The 18077-nt window shown below is 57.8% G+C and carries 13 protein-coding genes; 9 read left to right on the forward strand and 4 right to left on the reverse strand.

The features are described from left to right. The first annotated feature begins 200 nt into the window (after window positions 1-200). The gene (locus C1N84_RS09755) at window positions 201-953 is read left to right on the forward strand and encodes an FNR family transcription factor (RefSeq protein WP_031279133.1); all 753 of its coding nucleotides are present in this window, start codon (window positions 201-203) and stop codon (window positions 951-953) included. A gap of 119 nt (window positions 954-1072) precedes the next feature. Then, a complete protein-coding gene (gene uspE / locus C1N84_RS09760; RefSeq protein ID WP_264441283.1) occupies window positions 1073-2029 on the forward strand; it encodes a universal stress protein UspE in 957 nt (318 codons plus the stop codon). A 76-nt stretch (window positions 2030-2105) separates the two neighbouring features. Here the strand turns inward: uspE and pntB are convergent, their stop codons facing one another. Both pntB and pntA read right to left on the reverse strand, forming a co-directional pair. Further along, window positions 2106-3494 carry a Re/Si-specific NAD(P)(+) transhydrogenase subunit beta gene (gene pntB, locus C1N84_RS09765; RefSeq protein WP_264441284.1) on the reverse strand — a complete coding sequence of 463 codons (1389 nt, stop codon included), beginning with the start codon at window positions 3492-3494 and terminating at the stop codon, window positions 2106-2108. Between the two features lie 11 nt (window positions 3495-3505). After that, window positions 3506-5038: a Re/Si-specific NAD(P)(+) transhydrogenase subunit alpha gene (gene pntA, locus C1N84_RS09770; protein WP_394541612.1), complete on the reverse strand. Its 1533-nt coding sequence runs from the start codon at window positions 5036-5038 to the stop codon at window positions 3506-3508. A gap of 538 nt (window positions 5039-5576) precedes the next feature. Here pntA and ydgH point away from each other — a divergent pair. Together ydgH and C1N84_RS09780 are read left to right on the forward strand one after the other, a co-directional pair. Then, window positions 5577-6533, forward strand: a complete 957-nt coding sequence (ydgH, locus tag C1N84_RS09775; RefSeq protein WP_021506110.1) for a DUF1471 family protein YdgH — start codon at window positions 5577-5579, stop codon at window positions 6531-6533. Between the two features lie 206 nt (window positions 6534-6739). Next, window positions 6740-8131 carry a basic amino acid/polyamine antiporter gene (locus C1N84_RS09780; protein WP_125308773.1) on the forward strand — a complete coding sequence of 464 codons (1392 nt, stop codon included), beginning with the start codon at window positions 6740-6742 and terminating at the stop codon, window positions 8129-8131. Here C1N84_RS09780 and C1N84_RS09785 read toward each other — a convergent pair whose 3' ends face one another. Next, on the reverse strand, window positions 8132-8545 hold the full coding sequence (locus C1N84_RS09785; RefSeq protein ID WP_021506112.1) for a hypothetical protein: 414 nt from the start codon (window positions 8543-8545) through the stop codon (window positions 8132-8134). Between the two features lie 175 nt (window positions 8546-8720). Here C1N84_RS09785 and rstA point away from each other — a divergent pair, with 175 nt between their 5' ends. The 5 genes from rstA (at window position 8721) to C1N84_RS09810 (ending at window position 14018) form a co-directional block, all read left to right on the forward strand. Beyond that, window positions 8721-9443: a two-component system response regulator RstA gene (gene rstA / locus C1N84_RS09790; RefSeq protein ID WP_021506113.1), complete on the forward strand. Its 723-nt coding sequence runs from the start codon at window positions 8721-8723 to the stop codon at window positions 9441-9443. Continuing rightward, on the forward strand, window positions 9443-10753 hold the full coding sequence (rstB, locus tag C1N84_RS09795) for a two-component system sensor histidine kinase RstB (protein ID WP_021506114.1): 1311 nt from the start codon (window positions 9443-9445) through the stop codon (window positions 10751-10753). Before rstA ends, rstB begins: the two co-directional genes overlap by 1 nt. Before the next feature lie 12 nt (window positions 10754-10765). Further along, complete coding sequence (locus C1N84_RS09800) at window positions 10766-12253, forward strand: carboxypeptidase M32 (RefSeq protein WP_125308779.1); 1488 nt, start codon at window positions 10766-10768, stop codon at window positions 12251-12253. Between the two features lie 203 nt (window positions 12254-12456). After that, on the forward strand, window positions 12457-12933 hold the full coding sequence (gene asr, locus C1N84_RS09805) for an acid resistance repetitive basic protein Asr (RefSeq protein WP_071813568.1): 477 nt from the start codon (window positions 12457-12459) through the stop codon (window positions 12931-12933). A 278-nt stretch (window positions 12934-13211) separates the two neighbouring features. Next, window positions 13212-14018 (forward strand): trypsin-like serine peptidase, encoded by an 807-nt coding sequence (locus C1N84_RS09810; RefSeq protein ID WP_021506118.1) that lies wholly within the window; start codon window positions 13212-13214, stop codon window positions 14016-14018. A gap of 1 nt (window position 14019) precedes the next feature. Here the strand turns inward: C1N84_RS09810 and hrpA are convergent, their stop codons facing one another. Then, on the reverse strand, window positions 14020-17916 hold the full coding sequence (gene hrpA / locus C1N84_RS09815) for an ATP-dependent RNA helicase HrpA (protein ID WP_058758500.1): 3897 nt from the start codon (window positions 17914-17916) through the stop codon (window positions 14020-14022). Between the last annotated feature and the right edge of the window lie 161 nt (window positions 17917-18077).

Below are 18077 nucleotides of genomic sequence, written 5' to 3' on the forward strand. Positions count from 1 at the left end.
GCGCGGGATCAGGTTGTGTCCGGATGTAAATATGGAAAGAAAACGTTCCAGATCAAAAACCGGCTGGTCATTTGCAGACTTCAAAGCCGCGAATACCCAGCATTTGTGCGGTTTTGATCATTATTACTGCTCGGATGAGTTCACATGACAAAGAAAAATGTTAAAATTGACGACAGTCAATAATCATCGAGCGTACCTATATGATCCCGGAAAAACGCAGCATTCGACGTATTCAGTCTGGCGGTTGTGCCATCCACTGTCAGGATTGCAGTATCAGCCAGTTGTGTATTCCCTTCACGCTGAACGAACATGAACTGGATCAGCTGGACAATATTATTGAACGCAAAAAGCCGATTCAGAAAGGCCAGACGCTGTTCAAAGCCGGTGATGAACTGAAATCCCTTTATGCTATCCGCTCCGGCACCATTAAAAGTTACACCATTACCGAACAGGGTGATGAACAGATCACCGGTTTCCATCTGGCGGGCGATCTGGTGGGCTTTGACGCCATCGTCAGCGCGCATCATCCGAGCTTCGCTCAGGCGCTGGAAACGGCCATGGTATGTGAAATTCCGTTTGAAACCCTCGACGATCTGTCCGGTAAAATGCCGGCGCTGCGTCAGCAGATGATGCGTCTGATGAGCGGCGAGATCAAAGGCGATCAGGATATGATCCTGCTGTTATCGAAAAAGAACGCGGAAGAGCGTCTGGCGGCGTTTATCTGGAACCTGTCGCGCCGCTTCGGCCAGCGCGGTTTCTCACAGCGTGAATTCCGCCTGACCATGACGCGCGGCGACATCGGTAACTATCTGGGACTCACCGTCGAAACCATCAGCCGTCTGCTGGGACGTTTCCAGAAAAGCGGCATGCTGGCGGTGAAAGGCAAATATATTACCATCGAAAACCATGCGCTGCTGGCTGAACTGGCCGGCCAGACCGATCAGGCAGCGTAACCGCCTGCCGGGTCGATAAATGTTATTTTATTGATCCGGCAACAACTTTTCCGCTTCTGCCCTGCGCCATCTTAGGCTATCTTTAATCCAACTTCGCTTTGGTTTGAGGAGAGTGCCTTATGTCCCGGTATCAGCATATTCTGGTGGCGATTGATGCTCAGCAGGACGACCAGCCGGCGCTGCGGCGTGCGGTGTATCTCAATCAACGTATCGGCGGAAAAATCAAAGCCTTCCTGCCTATCTACGACTTCTCCTACGAAATGACCACCCTGCTGTCGCCCGACGAGCGCGTCAACATGCGCAAAGGGGTGATTAGCCAGCGTACCGAATGGATCCGCGAACAGGCGCAGGCCTATCTGGAAGCCGGCGTGGATATCGAGATCAAAGTGGTGTGGCATAACCGGCCGTACGAAGCCATCATTCTGGAAGTGCTGGCGCATCAGCATGATTTGGTCCTGAAGATGGCGCACCAGCACGATCGTCTGGAAGCAGTGATTTTCACCCCCACCGACTGGCACCTGCTGCGTAAGTGCCCGTGCCCGGTATGGATGGTCAAAGACCAGCCGTGGCCGGAAGGCGGCAAAGCGGTGGTGGCGGTAAATCTTGCCAGCGAGGAACCGCATCATGATGAGCTTAATCAAAAACTGATCCGCGAGACCACACGACTGGCCGAAATGGTGAATCACACCGAGGTGCATCTGGTGGGCGCTTATCCTGTCACGCCGATTAACATTGCCATCGAACTGCCGGATTTTGATCCCAGCGTCTATAACGATGCGATTCGCGGCCAGCACCTGGTGGCGATGAAAGCGCTGCGCCAGAAATTCTCCATCGGCGAGGAGTTCACTCACGTGGCGAAGGGCCTGCCGGAAGAAGTCATCCCGGATATCGCTTCGCATCTCGACGCCGGGATTGTGGTGCTGGGCACCATCGGTCGTACCGGTCTGTCAGCTGCGTTTCTCGGCAATACCGCTGAACAGGTGATCGATCACCTGCGCTGTGATTTGCTGGCGATTAAGCCGGATGATTTCAAATCGCCGATTGACCTCGACGATGAGGAAGATGAAGAGGATTAAATAACACAGGGCGGCCATCCTGCGCCGCCCCGGTTTGAGCTTGTCAGGGCGGTGACATCACCGCCCTTTTCGTTTCCTACAGCGCGCGCAGAATGCCTTCGACGCTGGCTTTGGCATCGCCAAACAGCATCTGGGTGTTCTCTTTAAAGAACAGCGGGTTCTGCACCCCGGCATAGCCGGTGTTCATCGAGCGTTTGAACACGATGACGTTTTGCGCTTTCCACACTTCCAGCACCGGCATACCGGCAATCGGGCTGCGCGGATCGTCCTGGGCCGCCGGGTTGACGGTGTCATTGGCACCGATAACCAGCACGGTGTCGGTATCGCTGAAATCATCGTTGATCTCATCCATCTCCAGCACCACATCGTACGGCACTTTGGCTTCCGCCAGCAGCACGTTCATGTGCCCCGGCAAACGACCGGCTACCGGGTGAATACCGAAACGCACCTTAATACCGCGCGCGCGCAGCTTCTCGGTGATCTCTGCCACCGGATACTGCGCCTGGGCGACCGCCATCCCGTAGCCCGGCGTGATGATCACTGAGGTCGAGTTTTTCAGTAATTCTGCCGTCTCTTCCGCGCTGAATTCACGGTGTTCGCCCGCCTCTTCGCTCTCGCCGGCGCCGCTCACGTCGGTGCCGAAACCACCGGCAATCACGCTGATAAACGAACGGTTCATCGCTTTACACATGATGTACGACAGGATGGCACCGGAAGAGCCCACCAGCGCACCGGTGACAATCAGCAGGTCGTTGCTCAGCATGAAACCTGCCGCCGCCGCCGCCCAGCCCGAATAGGAGTTGAGCATGGAGACCACTACCGGCATATCCGCGCCGCCAATCGACGCCACCAGATGCCAGCCGAACACCAGCGCAATCACCGTCATCAGCAGCAGCGCAACGACCTGCGCACCGGTGCTGTCGGTGCGCACAAACCACAGCATCAGCAGGAACGAGACCACCAGCGCCGCCAGGTTCATTTTATGGCGATGCGGCAGCATCAGCGCTTTTGAGGAGATCTTGCCGCGCAGTTTGCCAAATGCCACCACCGAACCGGTGAAGGTCACCGCGCCGATAAAGATGCCGAGGAACACTTCGGTCAGATGGATATTTTCCATCACCGCCGACAGTCCTGGCGCGTGATCAAGGTAGCTGTTGACCCCGACCAGCACCGCCGCCAGACCGACAAAGCTGTGCAAAATCGCCACCAGCTCCGGCATTTCGGTCATTTCGACTTTCTTCGCCAGACGCACGCCAATCGCACCGCCGATCACCATCGCCAGCAGAATCCACGCCACGTTGCCGCTGTGCGGACCAAAAATGGTGGCGAGCAGCGCCAGCGCCATGCCGCTGATACCAAAGATATTGCCCTGCTTTGAGGTCTCATGCTTCGAGAGCCCGGCCAGGCTGAAAATAAACAGAATTGCGGCAACAATGTATGCTGCAGTCACTAATCCGCCAGACATGTTGTTACCCCTTAATTCTTACGAAACATTTTCAGCATGCGCTGGGTGACGGTGAAACCACCGAAGATATTGATGCTGGCAATCAGGACGGCGATAAACGCCAGAAAAGTGACCCAGCCGCCGTGGCCCATCTGCAGCACCGCGCCCACCACAATAATGCCGGAGATGGCGTTGGTGACGGACATTAACGGCGTATGCAGCGCGTGACTGACGTTCCACACCACATAATACCCGACGACGCAGGCAAGCGCGAACACGGTAAAGTGCGACAGGAATTCCGCTGGCGCGACGTTGGCCAGGCAGCCGAACAGCACTACCGCCAGCGCCAGCAGCAGATATTTGCGCCACGGCGCAGCGGGCTTCTCTGCCGCTTTCACCTGCGGCTGTGCGGCAGGTTTTGCGGCCTGTGGCGCAGCAGAGACCTGAATCGGCGGTGCTGGCCAGGTGACTTCGCCATCACGGATCACCGTGACGCCGCGCACCACCACATCATCGAAGTCAACGGTGATCTCGCCGTTTTTCTCTTTACACAGCAGCTTCAGCAGGTTCACCAGGTTGGTGCCGTACAGCTGCGAGGACTGCGTTGGCAGCCGGCTCGGCAGATCGGTGTAGCCGATGATTTTGACGCCGTTGTCGCTCAGCGTGACGCGGTCGGCGACGGTCAGATCGCAGTTACCGCCGGTGGCTGCCGCCAGATCAACAATCACGCTGCCCGGCTTCATGCTGGCGACCATCTCTGCGGTGATCAGCTTCGGTGCCGGCTTGCCTGGGATCAGCGCGGTAGTGACGATAATGTCCACCTCCTGCGCCTGCGCCGCGAACAGCGCCATCTCCGCCTTGATAAAGGCTTCGGACATCACTTTGGCGTAACCGTCGCCGCTGCCCGCTTCCTCTTCAAAGTCGAGTTCAAGGAACTCGGCGCCCATACTCTGCACCTGCTCCTTCACTTCCGGACGGGTATCGAAGGCGCGCACGATGGCGCCGAGGCTGCCCGCCGCGCCAATCGCCGCCAGACCGGCCACGCCAGCCCCGATAACCATCACTTTTGCCGGTGGCACTTTACCGGCAGCGGTGATTTGCCCGGTGAAGAAGCGGCCAAACTCATGGGCTGCTTCGACAATGGCACGATAACCGGCGATGTTCGCCATCGAGCTGAGCGCATCCAGCGACTGCGCGCGTGAAATACGCGGTACGGAATCCATCGCCATTACGGTGATGTTGCGTGCGGCTAATTTCTCCAGCAGCGCCGGGTTCTGCGCTGGCCAGATAAAGCTCACCAGCGTGCTGCCCGCGCGCATCAGGGCGATCTCGCTGTCGTCTGGCGCGTTCACCTTCAGTACGATGTCGGACTGCCAGACATCCTGTGTGTTACTGATGCTGGCACCGGCGGCGATAAAACTGTCATCATCAAAGCTGGCGCGTAAACCGGCGCCCTGCTCAACGGTGACGCTGAATCCCAGCCTGATGAGCTGCTCAACGGTCTTTGGCGTCGCTGCGACGCGGGACTCATTGGCTAACCGCTCTTTGGGTATCCCAATTAACATACTGTTTCCTTTCCATGATTAAAGGATGAGGTTCTGTAAGGGGCACATGCTTAAAAGCCGAAACGCTGTTTCAGCTTTTTATGAGCGAAATGCACTATGTAACAAAGTCTTTATAACCTACTGAAAATGCCCAGGACGATCTAGCGCCATAACGCACACTTATGACATTCACACAGATATTCAGATGCCAGCGATGAATACCGCGGTATGCGACCAGGTTTGCGGCATTATGGAAAATAATCTGCTGTGCCTAATCGTGTCATGACGAATTAACTGTTTTTAAAAACCTATATTTAACAATGCGTTAACTATTCTGGTACTAAGCGATACCGGTTAAAGCGGTAAGCTGACCAAAAAAAAGCCATAACAGCGAAAGATGACAGGCCGATGAATAAAATGCTGGGATTGTCAATGTTATGCGCATAAATTGGCTGAGACAGGCCGATTATTACATGCAATAATCAGCGGCTAATCTGTTATACATCAAGAGTCCAGCACGTTTTCGTACTCAATTTGCGTAAGGCGAAGGATCATTTTTATGAAGCTGAAGAACACCATTCTGGCGTCGACCCTGTTATCACTGCTGGCAGCCAATGCGTTTGCTGCCAAAGAGTTAACGCCAGAACAAGCGGCCGCGTTAAAACCATTCGAACGCATCAATATTAGCGGCCGTTTTAATGCAATTGGCGATGCAACAGACGCCGTGTCTAAAGCCGCCGACGCCAAAGGCGCGGACTCTTTCTACGTGCAGGGCATCAACGACAGCAACGGTAACGGTGGCAACTGGCGCGTTACCGCCGATCTGTACAAAGCCAATGCAGCGAAAGTGGAACAAAGCACGCAATACCGGATGTTCAACGGCGTGAAAGAGCTGCCGAAGGCGGAAGCATATCGCCTTGAGCCGTTTGACACCGTCTCCGTCAGCGGCTTCTTCTCCAGCCAGCCGGACGTGAACGAAGCCATCGCCAAAGCGGCGAAAAACAAAGGCGCGGCCTCCTTCTTTATTGTGCGTCAGGTGGATGCTAACAACGGTGGTAACCAGTACGTGACCGCCTACGTGTATAAAGCCGATGCCAAAGCGCGCGTGGTACAGGATACGTCTGACTCCATTCCGGCTGATTCAGAAGCCGGTAAAGCAGCCCTGGCTGCGGGCGGCGCAGCGGCGAAGAAAGTGGCAATCCCTGGCGTTGCTTCATCAGATACGCCAAGCACCAGCGTGGGTCGTTTCTTTGAAACCCAAAGCTCTACCGGTCAGCGTTATACTGTGACGCAGCCGGATGGCCGCAGCGTGCAGGAAGTCAATGCGATCACGGCCGCACAGATGCAGCCGTTTGACACCATCTCCTTCTCCGATCACTTCGGCACGCCAACCGAGATCTCAGAAGCCGTGGGCAAACGCGCCATCGCCAAAGGCGCGAAGTATTATCACATTACGCGCCAGTGGCAGAACCAGAGCGGCGGCAACCTGACCGTTACCGCTGACCTGTTTAAATAATCCCCGCGCAGGGCGGCGCCCGTCGCCCTGCCGTTTGCATAATCCGTGTGCAAATCTGCATAGTCTTGCATTGCCTTCACCGTTCGCTCTCCGTAAAATCTGCCGCCTGTTTTCAGGGTATTCCGTTTTAAACGGGACTGATTGCCACGTTACACTCTGGCTGAACAACTACTACCCAGCACACTCTGCTGCTCAGGAATGGCGTTTTGGATAAAAAATTAGGTCTTAGCGCGCTCACTGCGCTGGTGCTCAGCTCGATGCTCGGCGCGGGCGTCTTTAGCCTGCCACAAAATATGGCGGCGGTTGCCGGTCCGGCCGCGCTGCTGATCGGCTGGCTGATCACCGGTGTCGGTATCCTCTTTCTGTCGCTGGCGATGTTGCTGCTGACGCGTCTGCGCCCGGAACTGGATGGCGGCATCTTCACTTACGCGCGCGCCGGCTTCGGCGAGCTGACCGGCTTCTGCTCGGCCTGGGGTTACTGGCTGTGCGCGGTGATTGCCAACGTCTCGTATCTGGTGATTGTATTTTCAGCGCTGAGCTTCTTTACCGATACGCCGGATCGCATCGTGTTTGGCGATGGCAATACGTGGCAGGCGATGCTTGGCGCTTCCGTGCTGCTGTGGCTGGTGCACTGGCTGGTGCTGCGCGGCGTACAGACGGCGGCCAGTATCAACCTGCTGGCGACGCTGGGCAAACTGGTGCCGCTGCTGCTGTTCGTGGTACTGGCGCTGCTGGCGTTTAATTACGATCGCTTCCGTTTTGATTTTGACGGCGCGGCACTCGGCCAGCCGCTGTGGCAGCAGGTTAAACAGACCATGCTGATCACCCTGTGGGTGTTTATTGGTGTGGAAGGCGCGGTGGTGGTCTCCGCCCGCGCGCGGCACAAAAAAGATGTCGGGCGTGCGACGCTGCTGGCGGTGCTGGCCGCGCTGCTGGTCTATCTGCTGGTGACGCTGCTGTCGCTTGGCGTGGTGCCGCGTGCGGAACTGGCGCAGATGCGCAATCCGTCGATGGCCGGTCTGATGGAACGCCTGCTGGGTCACTGGGGCGATGCGGTGATTGCGGTTGGCCTGATTATCTCGGTATGCGGTGCCTACCTCAGCTGGACCATTATGGCGGCAGAAGTCCCGTTCCTCGCCGCGCAGCAGGGCGCGTTTCCGCGCAGCATTGCCCGGCAAAACCGCCATAACGCGCCGGCGGCGTCGCTGTGGCTGACCAACGGTAGCGTGCAGGTGTGCCTGATTCTGATTGCGGTTACCGGCGCGGATTACAACACACTGCTGACCATCGCCTCAGAAATGATCCTCGTGCCCTATTTGCTGGTCGGTCTGTTTCTGGTGAAAGTGGTGCGCGGTCAGCATAAACCGCTGGCCCTGCTGACGGGCCTCGGTGCCAGCGCCTATGGACTCTGGCTGCTGTACGCCTCGGGGCCGCTGCATCTGCTGTTGTCGGTGGTGCTTTACGCGCCGGGTCTGCTGCTGTTCCTGTATGCACGACGCGGTGGCCGCGGCGATCAACCGCTGTTTGCGCTGGAGCGCATCGCCATCGTGCTGTTAATTGCCGCCTCACTGCCCGCGCTGTGGCAGCTGACGCGCTAATCAGTGCGGTTGTAAGGGAATGGAAACGCACAGCAGATCGTTCTGCTGTGTCAGATTGAGCGGCTTGCGGTATTCCAGATGGATGGCGTCAAGCTGCTCAGCGGACAGCGGATAAGGCAGCTGAATATCGAAGCGGCTGATGTGCTGCTGTTCGGCCAGGGTGATCAGTCGGGCGATGTTAATTTCGTCGCTGACCTGGGTTGAAATGATTTGTAATGCTAATTCTTTCAGATGGTCGTCGCTGGCCTGTAAACTGTGCCCGGACTTGCGCGTCACCATGCCAAAAATTGGCATCACGCCGTAAATGGCATCGACAAAGCTCCAGCGTTTTTTGCAGGAAGCGGAAAGGAAGTCACTGTAGTTGAAGCAGATGCGGTCACTGTATCCGGCTGAAGCCAGCTCTTTATCAGACACCCTCGCACTCCTCCTGTTTTCAGTACGATTCCGAACCTTGCGCCAGAACGCGCCGGTAATAATGGCACATTTCACGGTGTACATACCAGTAAGACAAGGATAATTCGTGCGGTAGCGTAGAGCTCAGGACCAGGAAAAGCTATGCTGCTGACATTCTCAGCCATGACAGAGCATTATGAACAAAATTGTCTATGTGGAAGATGAGCCGGAAGTCGGCGAACTGATTGCGGCTTATCTTGGCCGCCACGATATTGAGGTGCTGGTTGAGACGCGCGGCGATCGCGCGGAAGCGACCATTCTCGCCGCCGATCCGGATCTGGTGTTGCTGGATATCATGCTGCCGGGCAAAGATGGCATGACGCTGTGCCGCGACTTACGCGCCCACTGGCAGGGACCGATTGTGCTGCTGACCTCGCTCGACAGCGACATGAATCACATTCTGGCGCTGGAGATGGGCGCCAATGATTACATTCTGAAAACCACGCCGCCCGCGGTATTACTGGCACGCCTGCGCCTGCATCTGCGCCAGGCGCACGTGGCCAAACCGGAAGCCGCGCCCGCCGTGCAGAGCTCGCAAAAGGTACTGCGTTTTGGTTCACTGACCATTGATGCGCTCAACCGCCAGGTGATCCTGTTCGACGAACCGATCACCCTTTCGACCGCCGATTTTGACCTGCTGTGGGAGCTGGCGAGCCACGCCGGAGAAATTCTCGACCGTGACGCGTTGCTGAAAACCCTGCGCGGCGTGAGCTATGACGGCATGGATCGCAGCATCGACGTCGCCATTTCACGCCTGCGCAAGAAACTGTACGACAGCGCCACCGAGCCGTTCCGCATCAAAACCATCCGTAACAAAGGCTATCTGTTCGCGCCGCAGGCCTGGGATACCCGCTCCTGATGAGAAAGCTCTTCATTCAGTTCTATCTGCTGCTGTTCGTCTGCTTCCTGGTGATGACGCTGCTGGTGGGTCTGGTGTACAAATTCACCGCCGAGCGCGCCGGACGCCAGTCGATGAACGACCTGATGGCCAGCTCGCTGTTTCTGATGCGCAGCGAACTGCGTGAGATCCCGCCGCGCGACTGGAATAAAACCATCCGCAACCTCGATCTCGATTTATCCTTTGAGCTGCACATCGAACCGATGAGCAAATATCAGCTGGACGAAGCCGACATGAAGCGGCTGCGCGCCGGTGAGATCGTCGCCCTTGACGATCAGTACACCTTCCTGCAGCACATCCCGCGCAGCCACTATGTGCTGTCGGTCGGACCGATTCCTTACCTGTTTTATCTGCACCAGATGCGCATCCTTGATATCGCCCTGCTGGCGTTTATTGGCATGTCGCTGGCGCTACCGGTGTTCATCTGGCTGCGCCCGCACTGGCAGGAGATGCAGCGGCTGGAGAAAGCGGCTCAGCGCTTTGGTCGCGGCGAGCTTGACGTGCGCACCCATTTTGAAAACACCTCCAGCCTGCACAGCCTTGGCGTGGCGTTCAACCAGATGGCGGACAACATCAATACCCTGGTGGCGAGTAAAAAACAGCTGATTGACGGTATCGCGCACGAACTGCGCACGCCGCTGGTCCGGCTGCGTTACCGGCTGGAGATGAGTGAAAACCTCAGCGCGGCAGAATCCGCGGCGCTGAACCGTGACGTCGGCCAGCTGGAGAGCCTGATTGAGGAGCTGCTGACCTATGCGCGCCTCGACCGGCCGCGCGTTGACCTCAATCTGCAATCTTTCGATCTGGCCCAGTGGCTGCGCGTGCACATCGCTGACGTGCAGACCATGAATCCGCAAACGCACATTACGCTGGATATTCCGCAGCTGGAAAACATTGGCGCGGCAGATACGCGCCTGATGGAGCGCGTGCTGGATAACCTCGTTAATAACGCCCTGCGCTATGCGCAGCAGCGGCTGCGCGTCAGCCTGTGGTTTGACGGCGCCATCGGCAATCTGCAGGTTGAAGATGATGGTCCGGGCATTCCGCCGGATGAACGCCAGCGGGTATTCGAGCCTTTCGTACGGCTCGATCCCAGCCGCGATCGCGCCACCGGCGGCTGCGGCCTCGGTCTGGCGATTGTGCACTCTATTGCCCAGGCGCTGCAGGGACAGGTCTCGATTGAGAGCAGTCCCCTCGGCGGTGCCTGCGTGCGCTTCTGCTGGCCGGTTGATCTCCCCCTGCGCGACGTTACGCCGCGCTTACCTTCATAAGGAGCTTGTTACATGACTGCAGCTTATCAGGAACTTAGCCGCACTTTTCAGCGCCTGGCGCGTTTTGGCCATCTGGGCGCGATTGCCGGCGTGGATATGCAAACCACCATGCCGCCGGGCGGCAGCCAGGCGCGTGGAGAAGCGATGGCGGAGCTGAGCGTATTTATGCACGAGCTGCTGACCGACAAGCGCCTCGGCGGGCTGTTTGACGCCGCCGGGCAGGAGTCGCTGAACGATGTGGAGCAGGCCAATCTGGGCGAAATGCAGCGCGCGTGGCGCCAGGCAACGCTGCTGCCGGCCTCGCTGGTGGAAGCCAAATCGCTGGCCGGCTCGCGCTGTGAACACGCGTGGCGCAGTCAGCGTCCGGCCAATGACTGGCAGGGCTTCAGCGCTAACCTGAAAGAAGTGGTGAAGCTGAGCCGCGAAGAGGCACAGCTGCGCGCCGATGCGCTCGGCGTATCACGCTACGATGCGCTGCTGGATGTGTTTGAGCCAGGCATGACCAGCGCGCAGCTCGACAGCACCTTTGGCGATCTGAAAAGCTGGCTGCCGGATCTGCTGCAAAAAGCGGTAGCCCGCCAGCAGGCAACGCCGATTGCCCAGCCGGTCGGCCCCTTCGCCATTGAATCGCAGAAGCAGCTCGGCCTTAGCGTGATGGCGACGCTAGGGTTTGATTTTAATCACGGCCGACTGGACGTGAGCGCCCACCCGTTCTGCGGCGGCGTACCGGAAGATGTGCGTATCACCACACGCTACAACGAAAACGATTTTCTCAGCGCGCTGATGGGCGTGATCCACGAAACCGGCCATGCGCGCTATGAGCAGAATCTGCCACAGCAGTGGCGCGGACAGCCGGTGGCGCTGGCGCGCTCGACCGCGATGCATGAATCGCAAAGCCTGTTTATGGAGATGCAGCTGGGGCGCAGTCACGCCTTCCTGCAGCATATTCATCCCCAGGTGGTGGCGCTGATGGGCGACCAGCCGGCACTGGAGCGCAACAACTTTATTCGGCTGACCCAGCGCGTGAAGCCGGGCTTTATCCGCGTCGATGCCGACGAGCTGAGCTATCCGGCCCATGTGATTTTACGTTACGAAATCGAGCGAGCGCTGATTGAAGGCGAGATTGAAGTCGAGGATATTCCGGCGCTGTGGGATGAAAAAATGCAGCAGTCGCTGGGGATCGATACGCGCGGCAACTACCGCGACGGCTGTATGCAGGATATTCACTGGACCGACGGCGCCTTCGGCTACTTCCCGACCTACACGCTGGGCGCGATGTACGCTGCTCAGCTGTTCCAGGCGGTAAAACGCGCCATTCCGCAGGTGGACGAATTGATTCAGCAGGGCGAACTGCAACCGGTGTTTGACTGGCTGCAGCAGAACATCTGGCAGCACGGCAGCCGCTTCCCGACGCAGCAGCTGCTGATCAATGCCACTGGCGAAGCGCTCAATCCACACTATTTCCGTCAGCATCTGGAACAGCGTTATCTCTCTGCCTGATCCGTGCGGCGGCCTGCCCGGCCGCCGTTTTTTGCGCGGAGAGTGGTCCGCAACCATCCCCGCCCTGACCGGTTTTCCTGCTTTGTACAATCCGTTACACGCCGATACCATTCCCTCACTGAAGGCGCGAATTGTTTTACATATAGTGCATTCACCGGCCCCGCAGTGGGCTACACATGAAAAAATAGTTCGAGGGTTTTGCAATGAAAAAATTATTTGCGCTGGTGATCGCCGCTGCTATGGGTCTGTCTTCTGTAGCCTTCGCTGCTGAGACAACAACTGCTGCTCCTGCTGCTGCTGCAACTACCGCTGCACCGGCTAAGCACAAAGCTGTTCACCACAAAAAAGCCGCTGCTCAGAAAGCGCAGGCTGCCAAAAAGCACAAGAAAGTAGAGAAGAAAGCACCAGCGGCTCAGAAAGCGCAGGCGGCTAAAAAGCACCACAAGAAAGCCACCAAACCAGCTGCTCAGAAAGCCCAGGCCGCTAAAAAGCACCACAAGAAAGCCACCAAGCCAGCGGCTCAGAAAGCCCAGGCTGCTAAAAAACACCACAAAGCCACCAAGCCAGCTGCACAGAAAGCTCAGGCGGCTAAAAAGCACCACAAAAAAGTAACCAAACCTGCTGCTCAGAAAGCTCAGGCTGCTAAAAAGCACCACAAAGCAAAAAAAGCTGCTAAATAAGGTTGCCTTGCGCGCCAACACCGCATTAATGATTGAAAACACCCGGTTCTGCCGGGTGTTTATTTACTGGAGTAGCGAAAAATGGTGCGTCGCTATCGCTTCGAAATTATCCTGATTGTCATGATTCTGTGCGGCATTATTGCGGCCAGCTTTTTTATCTAGTCGTTGTAGCGTGCTGATTACTCCAATATTTCTCCCTTTTTTACCGCTCACCGACTATAGTTATCGCTCAAGCGTGATGACCATAACCTCTATTTATTCTCGCCATTGAGAGAACTATGCGCCTGGCTATCCTGTTATTTGTAGGTCTTTTTAGCTTTAACCTCACAGCACATGCCGATGATGAAGACGGCCCCAGCCCGGAAGAGATTAAGACCCTGTTCTTCGGCAAAGATCATCGTAAAGCCATTACCGACGTCAGTGCGGCGCCGTGGGATGCCATTGGTCAGTTAGAGACGGAAAGCGGCAATCTGTGCAGTGCCACGTTGATTTCGGCCCATCTGGCGCTGACGGCCGGACACTGCTTACTGACGCCCCCGGGCAAATTCGACAAGCCGGTCGCGCTGCGCTTTATGGCGGGTGCCAAAGGCTGGCGTTACGAAATTCATGATATTGACGCGCGCGTGGAGCCTTCGCTGGCGCGGCGTCTGCAGGCGGATGGTGAAGGCTGGATCGTGCCGCCAGACGCGGCGCCTTACGATTACGGCCTGGTGATACTGCACAATCCGCCATCCGGTATCGTGCCGATTCCGCTGTTTGACGGTTCGCGCAGCGATTTAACCGCCGCGCTGAAAACCACCGACCGCAAAGTAACACAGGCCGGTTATCCCGCTGACCATCTGGATACGCTCTACTCGCACAGCGATTGCCTGATCACCGGCTGGGCGCAGCGTGCCGTGCTGTCGCACCAGTGCGACACCCTGCCGGGCGACAGCGGTTCACCGCTGCTGCTGAAGCGCGACGGCGAGTGGCAGCTGATTGCGGTACAGAGCTCGGCACCGGCACCGGCCGATCGCTATCGCGCCGATAACCGCGCCATTGCCGTTACATCCTTTAAAGACAAGCTGGAAGCGCTGGCGCAATAAGTCAGCCCAGCTGCTCCATCGCCTGCAGGATACGTTTGTCGGAGATCGGATACGGCGTGCCCAGCTGCTGCGCAAAATAACTGATGCGCAGCTCCTCCAGCATCCAGCGAATCGCCTGTACCTCTTCATCGTCCTGACGCTGCGGCGGCAGCTTGTTACGCCAGCTTTGCCACGCCTGCTCTACCGCCTGCACTTTCAGCATCCGCGCCCGATCGCTGTGCGGATCGACCGGCAGCTTCTCCAGCCGGCGCTCAATACCGTGCAGATAGCGCAGTGTGTCGCCCAGCCGCTGATAGCCGTTGCCGGTGACAAAACCGCGATACACCAGGCCGCTCAGCTGCGTTTTGATATCCGCCAGCGCCAGTGCCAGCGTCATGTCCACCCGCCCCTTGAGGAACTTGTTGATGTTGAACACGCTGGTGAGAATCTGCTCGACCTGGCTGGCGATGGTCACCACCGTGTCGTTGAGTTCGGCGCGTACTTTATCGCGCAGCTGCTCGAAATTTTCCTGCTGCCACGCCGGCCCACCGGCGTCCGCCATCAGCTTATCCACGCCGCAGGCGATACAGTCATCAATCAGCTCCAGCACTTTGCCGTACGGATTAAAATAGAGTCCGAGCTTGGCTTTGTTTGGCAGCTTCTCGTGCAGATACTTGATCGGCGAAGGGATGTTCAGCAGCAATAACCGCCGCTGGCCGCGCCACATCATCTTCTGCTGCTCGCGTTCACTGTCAAACAGGCGAATCGCGACGCTGTCTTTTTCATCCACCAGCGCCGGCCAGGCTTTGACCTGATAATTGCCGCGCTTCTGCTCGTAGCTTTGCGGCAAATCACCGAAGCTCCACAGATGCAGCCCGCGCTGTTCCAGCCCGTCATCCGCCACGTTGGACAGCGTCTCCTGCACCTTGCCTTTCAGCACCTGCTTCAGCTGATGCAGGTCTTTGCCTTCCTGCAGCTTACGGTTGTGCTCATCCACCACGCGGAAGGTCATTTTCAGGTGATCGGGCACCTGATCCCACTGCCAGGCGTCGCGCTCAATGGTGACGCCAGACATGCGGCGGAACTCACGCTCCAGCGCATCCAGCAGCGGCTGCTCCAGCGCCGTCACGCGGCCAAGGAAGGCTTCGGCATAGTTGGGCGCCGGCACAAAGTTGCGTCGCACCGGCTTGGGCAGCGACTTGATTAGTGCGATGATCAGCTCGCGGCGCACGCCGGGGATCTGCCACTCGAAGCCGGCTTCGTCGACCTGGTTGAGCAGCGGCAGCGGGATGTGCACCGTCACCCCATCCGCATCGGCCCCCGGTTCAAACTGGTAGCTGAGCTTCAGTTTCAGGTTGCCCTGATACCAGAAATTCGGGTAATCCAGCTGGCTGACCTTCTCCGCGCCGTCTTTGATCAGCATCTGCTTATCAAAGCTCAGCAGATCCGGATTGTCCTTACTGGCCTGTTTCCACCAGCTGTCAAAGTGCCGCGCTGAGACCACCTCGCTGCCAATGCGGCGATCGTAAAACGCAAACAGCGTCTCGTCATCGACTAAAATGTCGCGCCGCCGCGATTTGTGCTCCAGATCCTCGATTTCACTGCGCAGTTTCAGGTTATTGCGGAAGAAGGCGTGACGCGTCTGCCAGTCGCCTTCCACCAGCGCATGACGGATAAACAGCTCCCGGCTGAGTTGCGGATCGATGCGGCTGTAATTGACCTTACGCGCCTGCACAATCGGCAGCCCGTACAGCGTGACCTTCTCGGTGGCCATGACTGCGCCCTGCGCTTTCTCCCAGTGCGGTTCACTGTAGCTGCGCTTCAGCAGATGCTGGGCCAGCGGTTCGATCCACTCCGGGTCGATGCGCGCCGCAACGCGGCCCCACAGGCGACTGGTTTCCACCAGTTCCGCCACCACGGTCCATTTTGGCGGCTTCTTAAACAGCCCGGAACCGGGGAAAATAGCAAAACGCGCGTTGCGTGCGCCGGTAAACTCCTGCTTTTCCGCATCTTTCTGACCGATGTGTGACAGTAAACCGGTGAGCAGCGCGCAGTGCACTTCGCGATACGGTGCCGGCTCGCTGTTAAGCGGCATGCCCAGTTCCCGCACCACCTGACGCAGCTGGGTGTAGATGTCCTGCCATTCGCGCACGCGCAGGTAATTGAGATAATCGCTTTTACACTGGCGGCGGAACTGGTTACCGGACAGCGCTTTCTGCTGTTCCTGCAGGTAGTTCCAGAGATTAACAAAAGCGAGAAAATCCGACTCTTTGTCGGCAAAACGCCGGTGTTTCTCGTCAGATGCCTGCTGTTTCTCCACCGGACGCTCGCGCGGATCCTGAATCGACAGCGCAGCGGCAATAATCATCACTTCGCGCACACAGCCAAATTTCTGCGCTTCCAGCACCATGCGCGCCAGCCGCGGATCGACCGGCAGCTGCGCCAGGCTGCGCCCGGACGGCGTCAGTTTGTACGCACCTTCCTCGCTCAGGGTGATCGCGCCGAGCTCCTCCAGCAGGCGCACGCCGTCCTGAATATTGCGCTTATCCGGCGCTTCGACGAACGGGAATGCGGCGATGTCGCCCAGTCCAAGCGCCGTCATCTGCAAAATTACCGACGCCAGGTTGGTACGCAGAATTTCCGGGTCAGTAAACGCCGGGCGGCTGAGGAAATCATCCTCTGAATAAAGGCGGATACAGATCCCTTCCGACACGCGGCCGCAGCGCCCTTTGCGCTGGTTAGCCGACGCCTGCGAGATCGGCTCGATCGGCAGACGCTGCACTTTGGTACGGTAGCTGTAACGGCTGATGCGCGCGGTGCCCGGATCGATGACATATTTAATGCCCGGCACGGTGAGCGAGGTCTCGGCGACGTTGGTCGCCAGCACAATGCGGCGGCCGCTGTGCGCCTGGAACACCCGGTTCTGTTCGGCGTTGGACAGGCGCGCATAGAGCGGCAGAATCTCGGTGTGCGGTAAATCGCGCTTCATCAGCGCATCGGCGGTATCGCGAATTTCGCGCTCGCCGCTCATGAAGATCAGGATATCGCCGCGCCCTTCGCTGCTCAGTTCGTCAACCGCATCGAAAATTGCCTGCAGCTGATCGCGCTCGGTGTCTTCGGCATCTTCTACCACCGGACGATAGCGTACATCGACCGGATAAGTGCGGCCCGAAACCTCGATTACCGGGGCATTATTGAAGTGGCGCGAAAAGCGCTGCGGATCGATGGTCGCGGAGGTGATGATCACTTTCAGATCGGGACGACGCGGCAGCAGCTCGCGCAGGTAACCCAGCAGGAAATCGATGTTCAGACTGCGTTCATGCGCTTCATCGATGATGATGGTGTCATACTGCAGCAGCAGACGATCCTGCTGAATTTCCGCCAGCAGAATACCGTCGGTCATCAGTTTGACCTGGGTGGTTTCGCTGACCTGATCGTTAAACCGCACCTTATAACCGACGGTGCCGCCGGGTGTGGTTTCCAGCTCTTCGGCAATGCGGTTCGCCACGGTGCGTGCCGCCAGGCGACGCGGCTGCGTATGCCCAATCAGCCCTTTCACACCGCGCCCGAGCGCCAGACAGATCTTTGGCAGCTGGGTGGTTTTACCTGAGCCGGTCTCACCGGCGACAATCACTACCTGATGATCGCGAATCGCGTCGGCGATGTCCTGCTGCTTCTGGCTGACCGGCAGATTGTCCGGAAACGTAATACGCGGCGTCGCGGCGGCGCGCTGCGCCACGCGCTGTTCTGCCGCGGCGAACACCGGCTCCAGCTCAGCCATAATTTCCTGCTGCGCAGCGGGATTTTTCACCTTTGCCGCACCGTGCAGACGACGCTGCAGCGCTTTGCGGTCGCGCAGCATCAGGTTATCGAGCCGCGACCAGAGGGGGGCCAGAGGTGACGTAACGGATGATGACATAGTGATGAATTACCTGTTGTTGCAGTGAGCCGGCACTTGCGGCTCGGCGCCGGGCAGAATTTTCCGGCGGATTCAATCGATTAATGCCCGCCATCTTAGCACAGATTGGAACATCTCACCTGACCGGACGTGCCACCTTATTCAATAATTTCGAACATAGG

The organism is Pantoea sp. SGAir0418 (assembly GCF_043529865.1).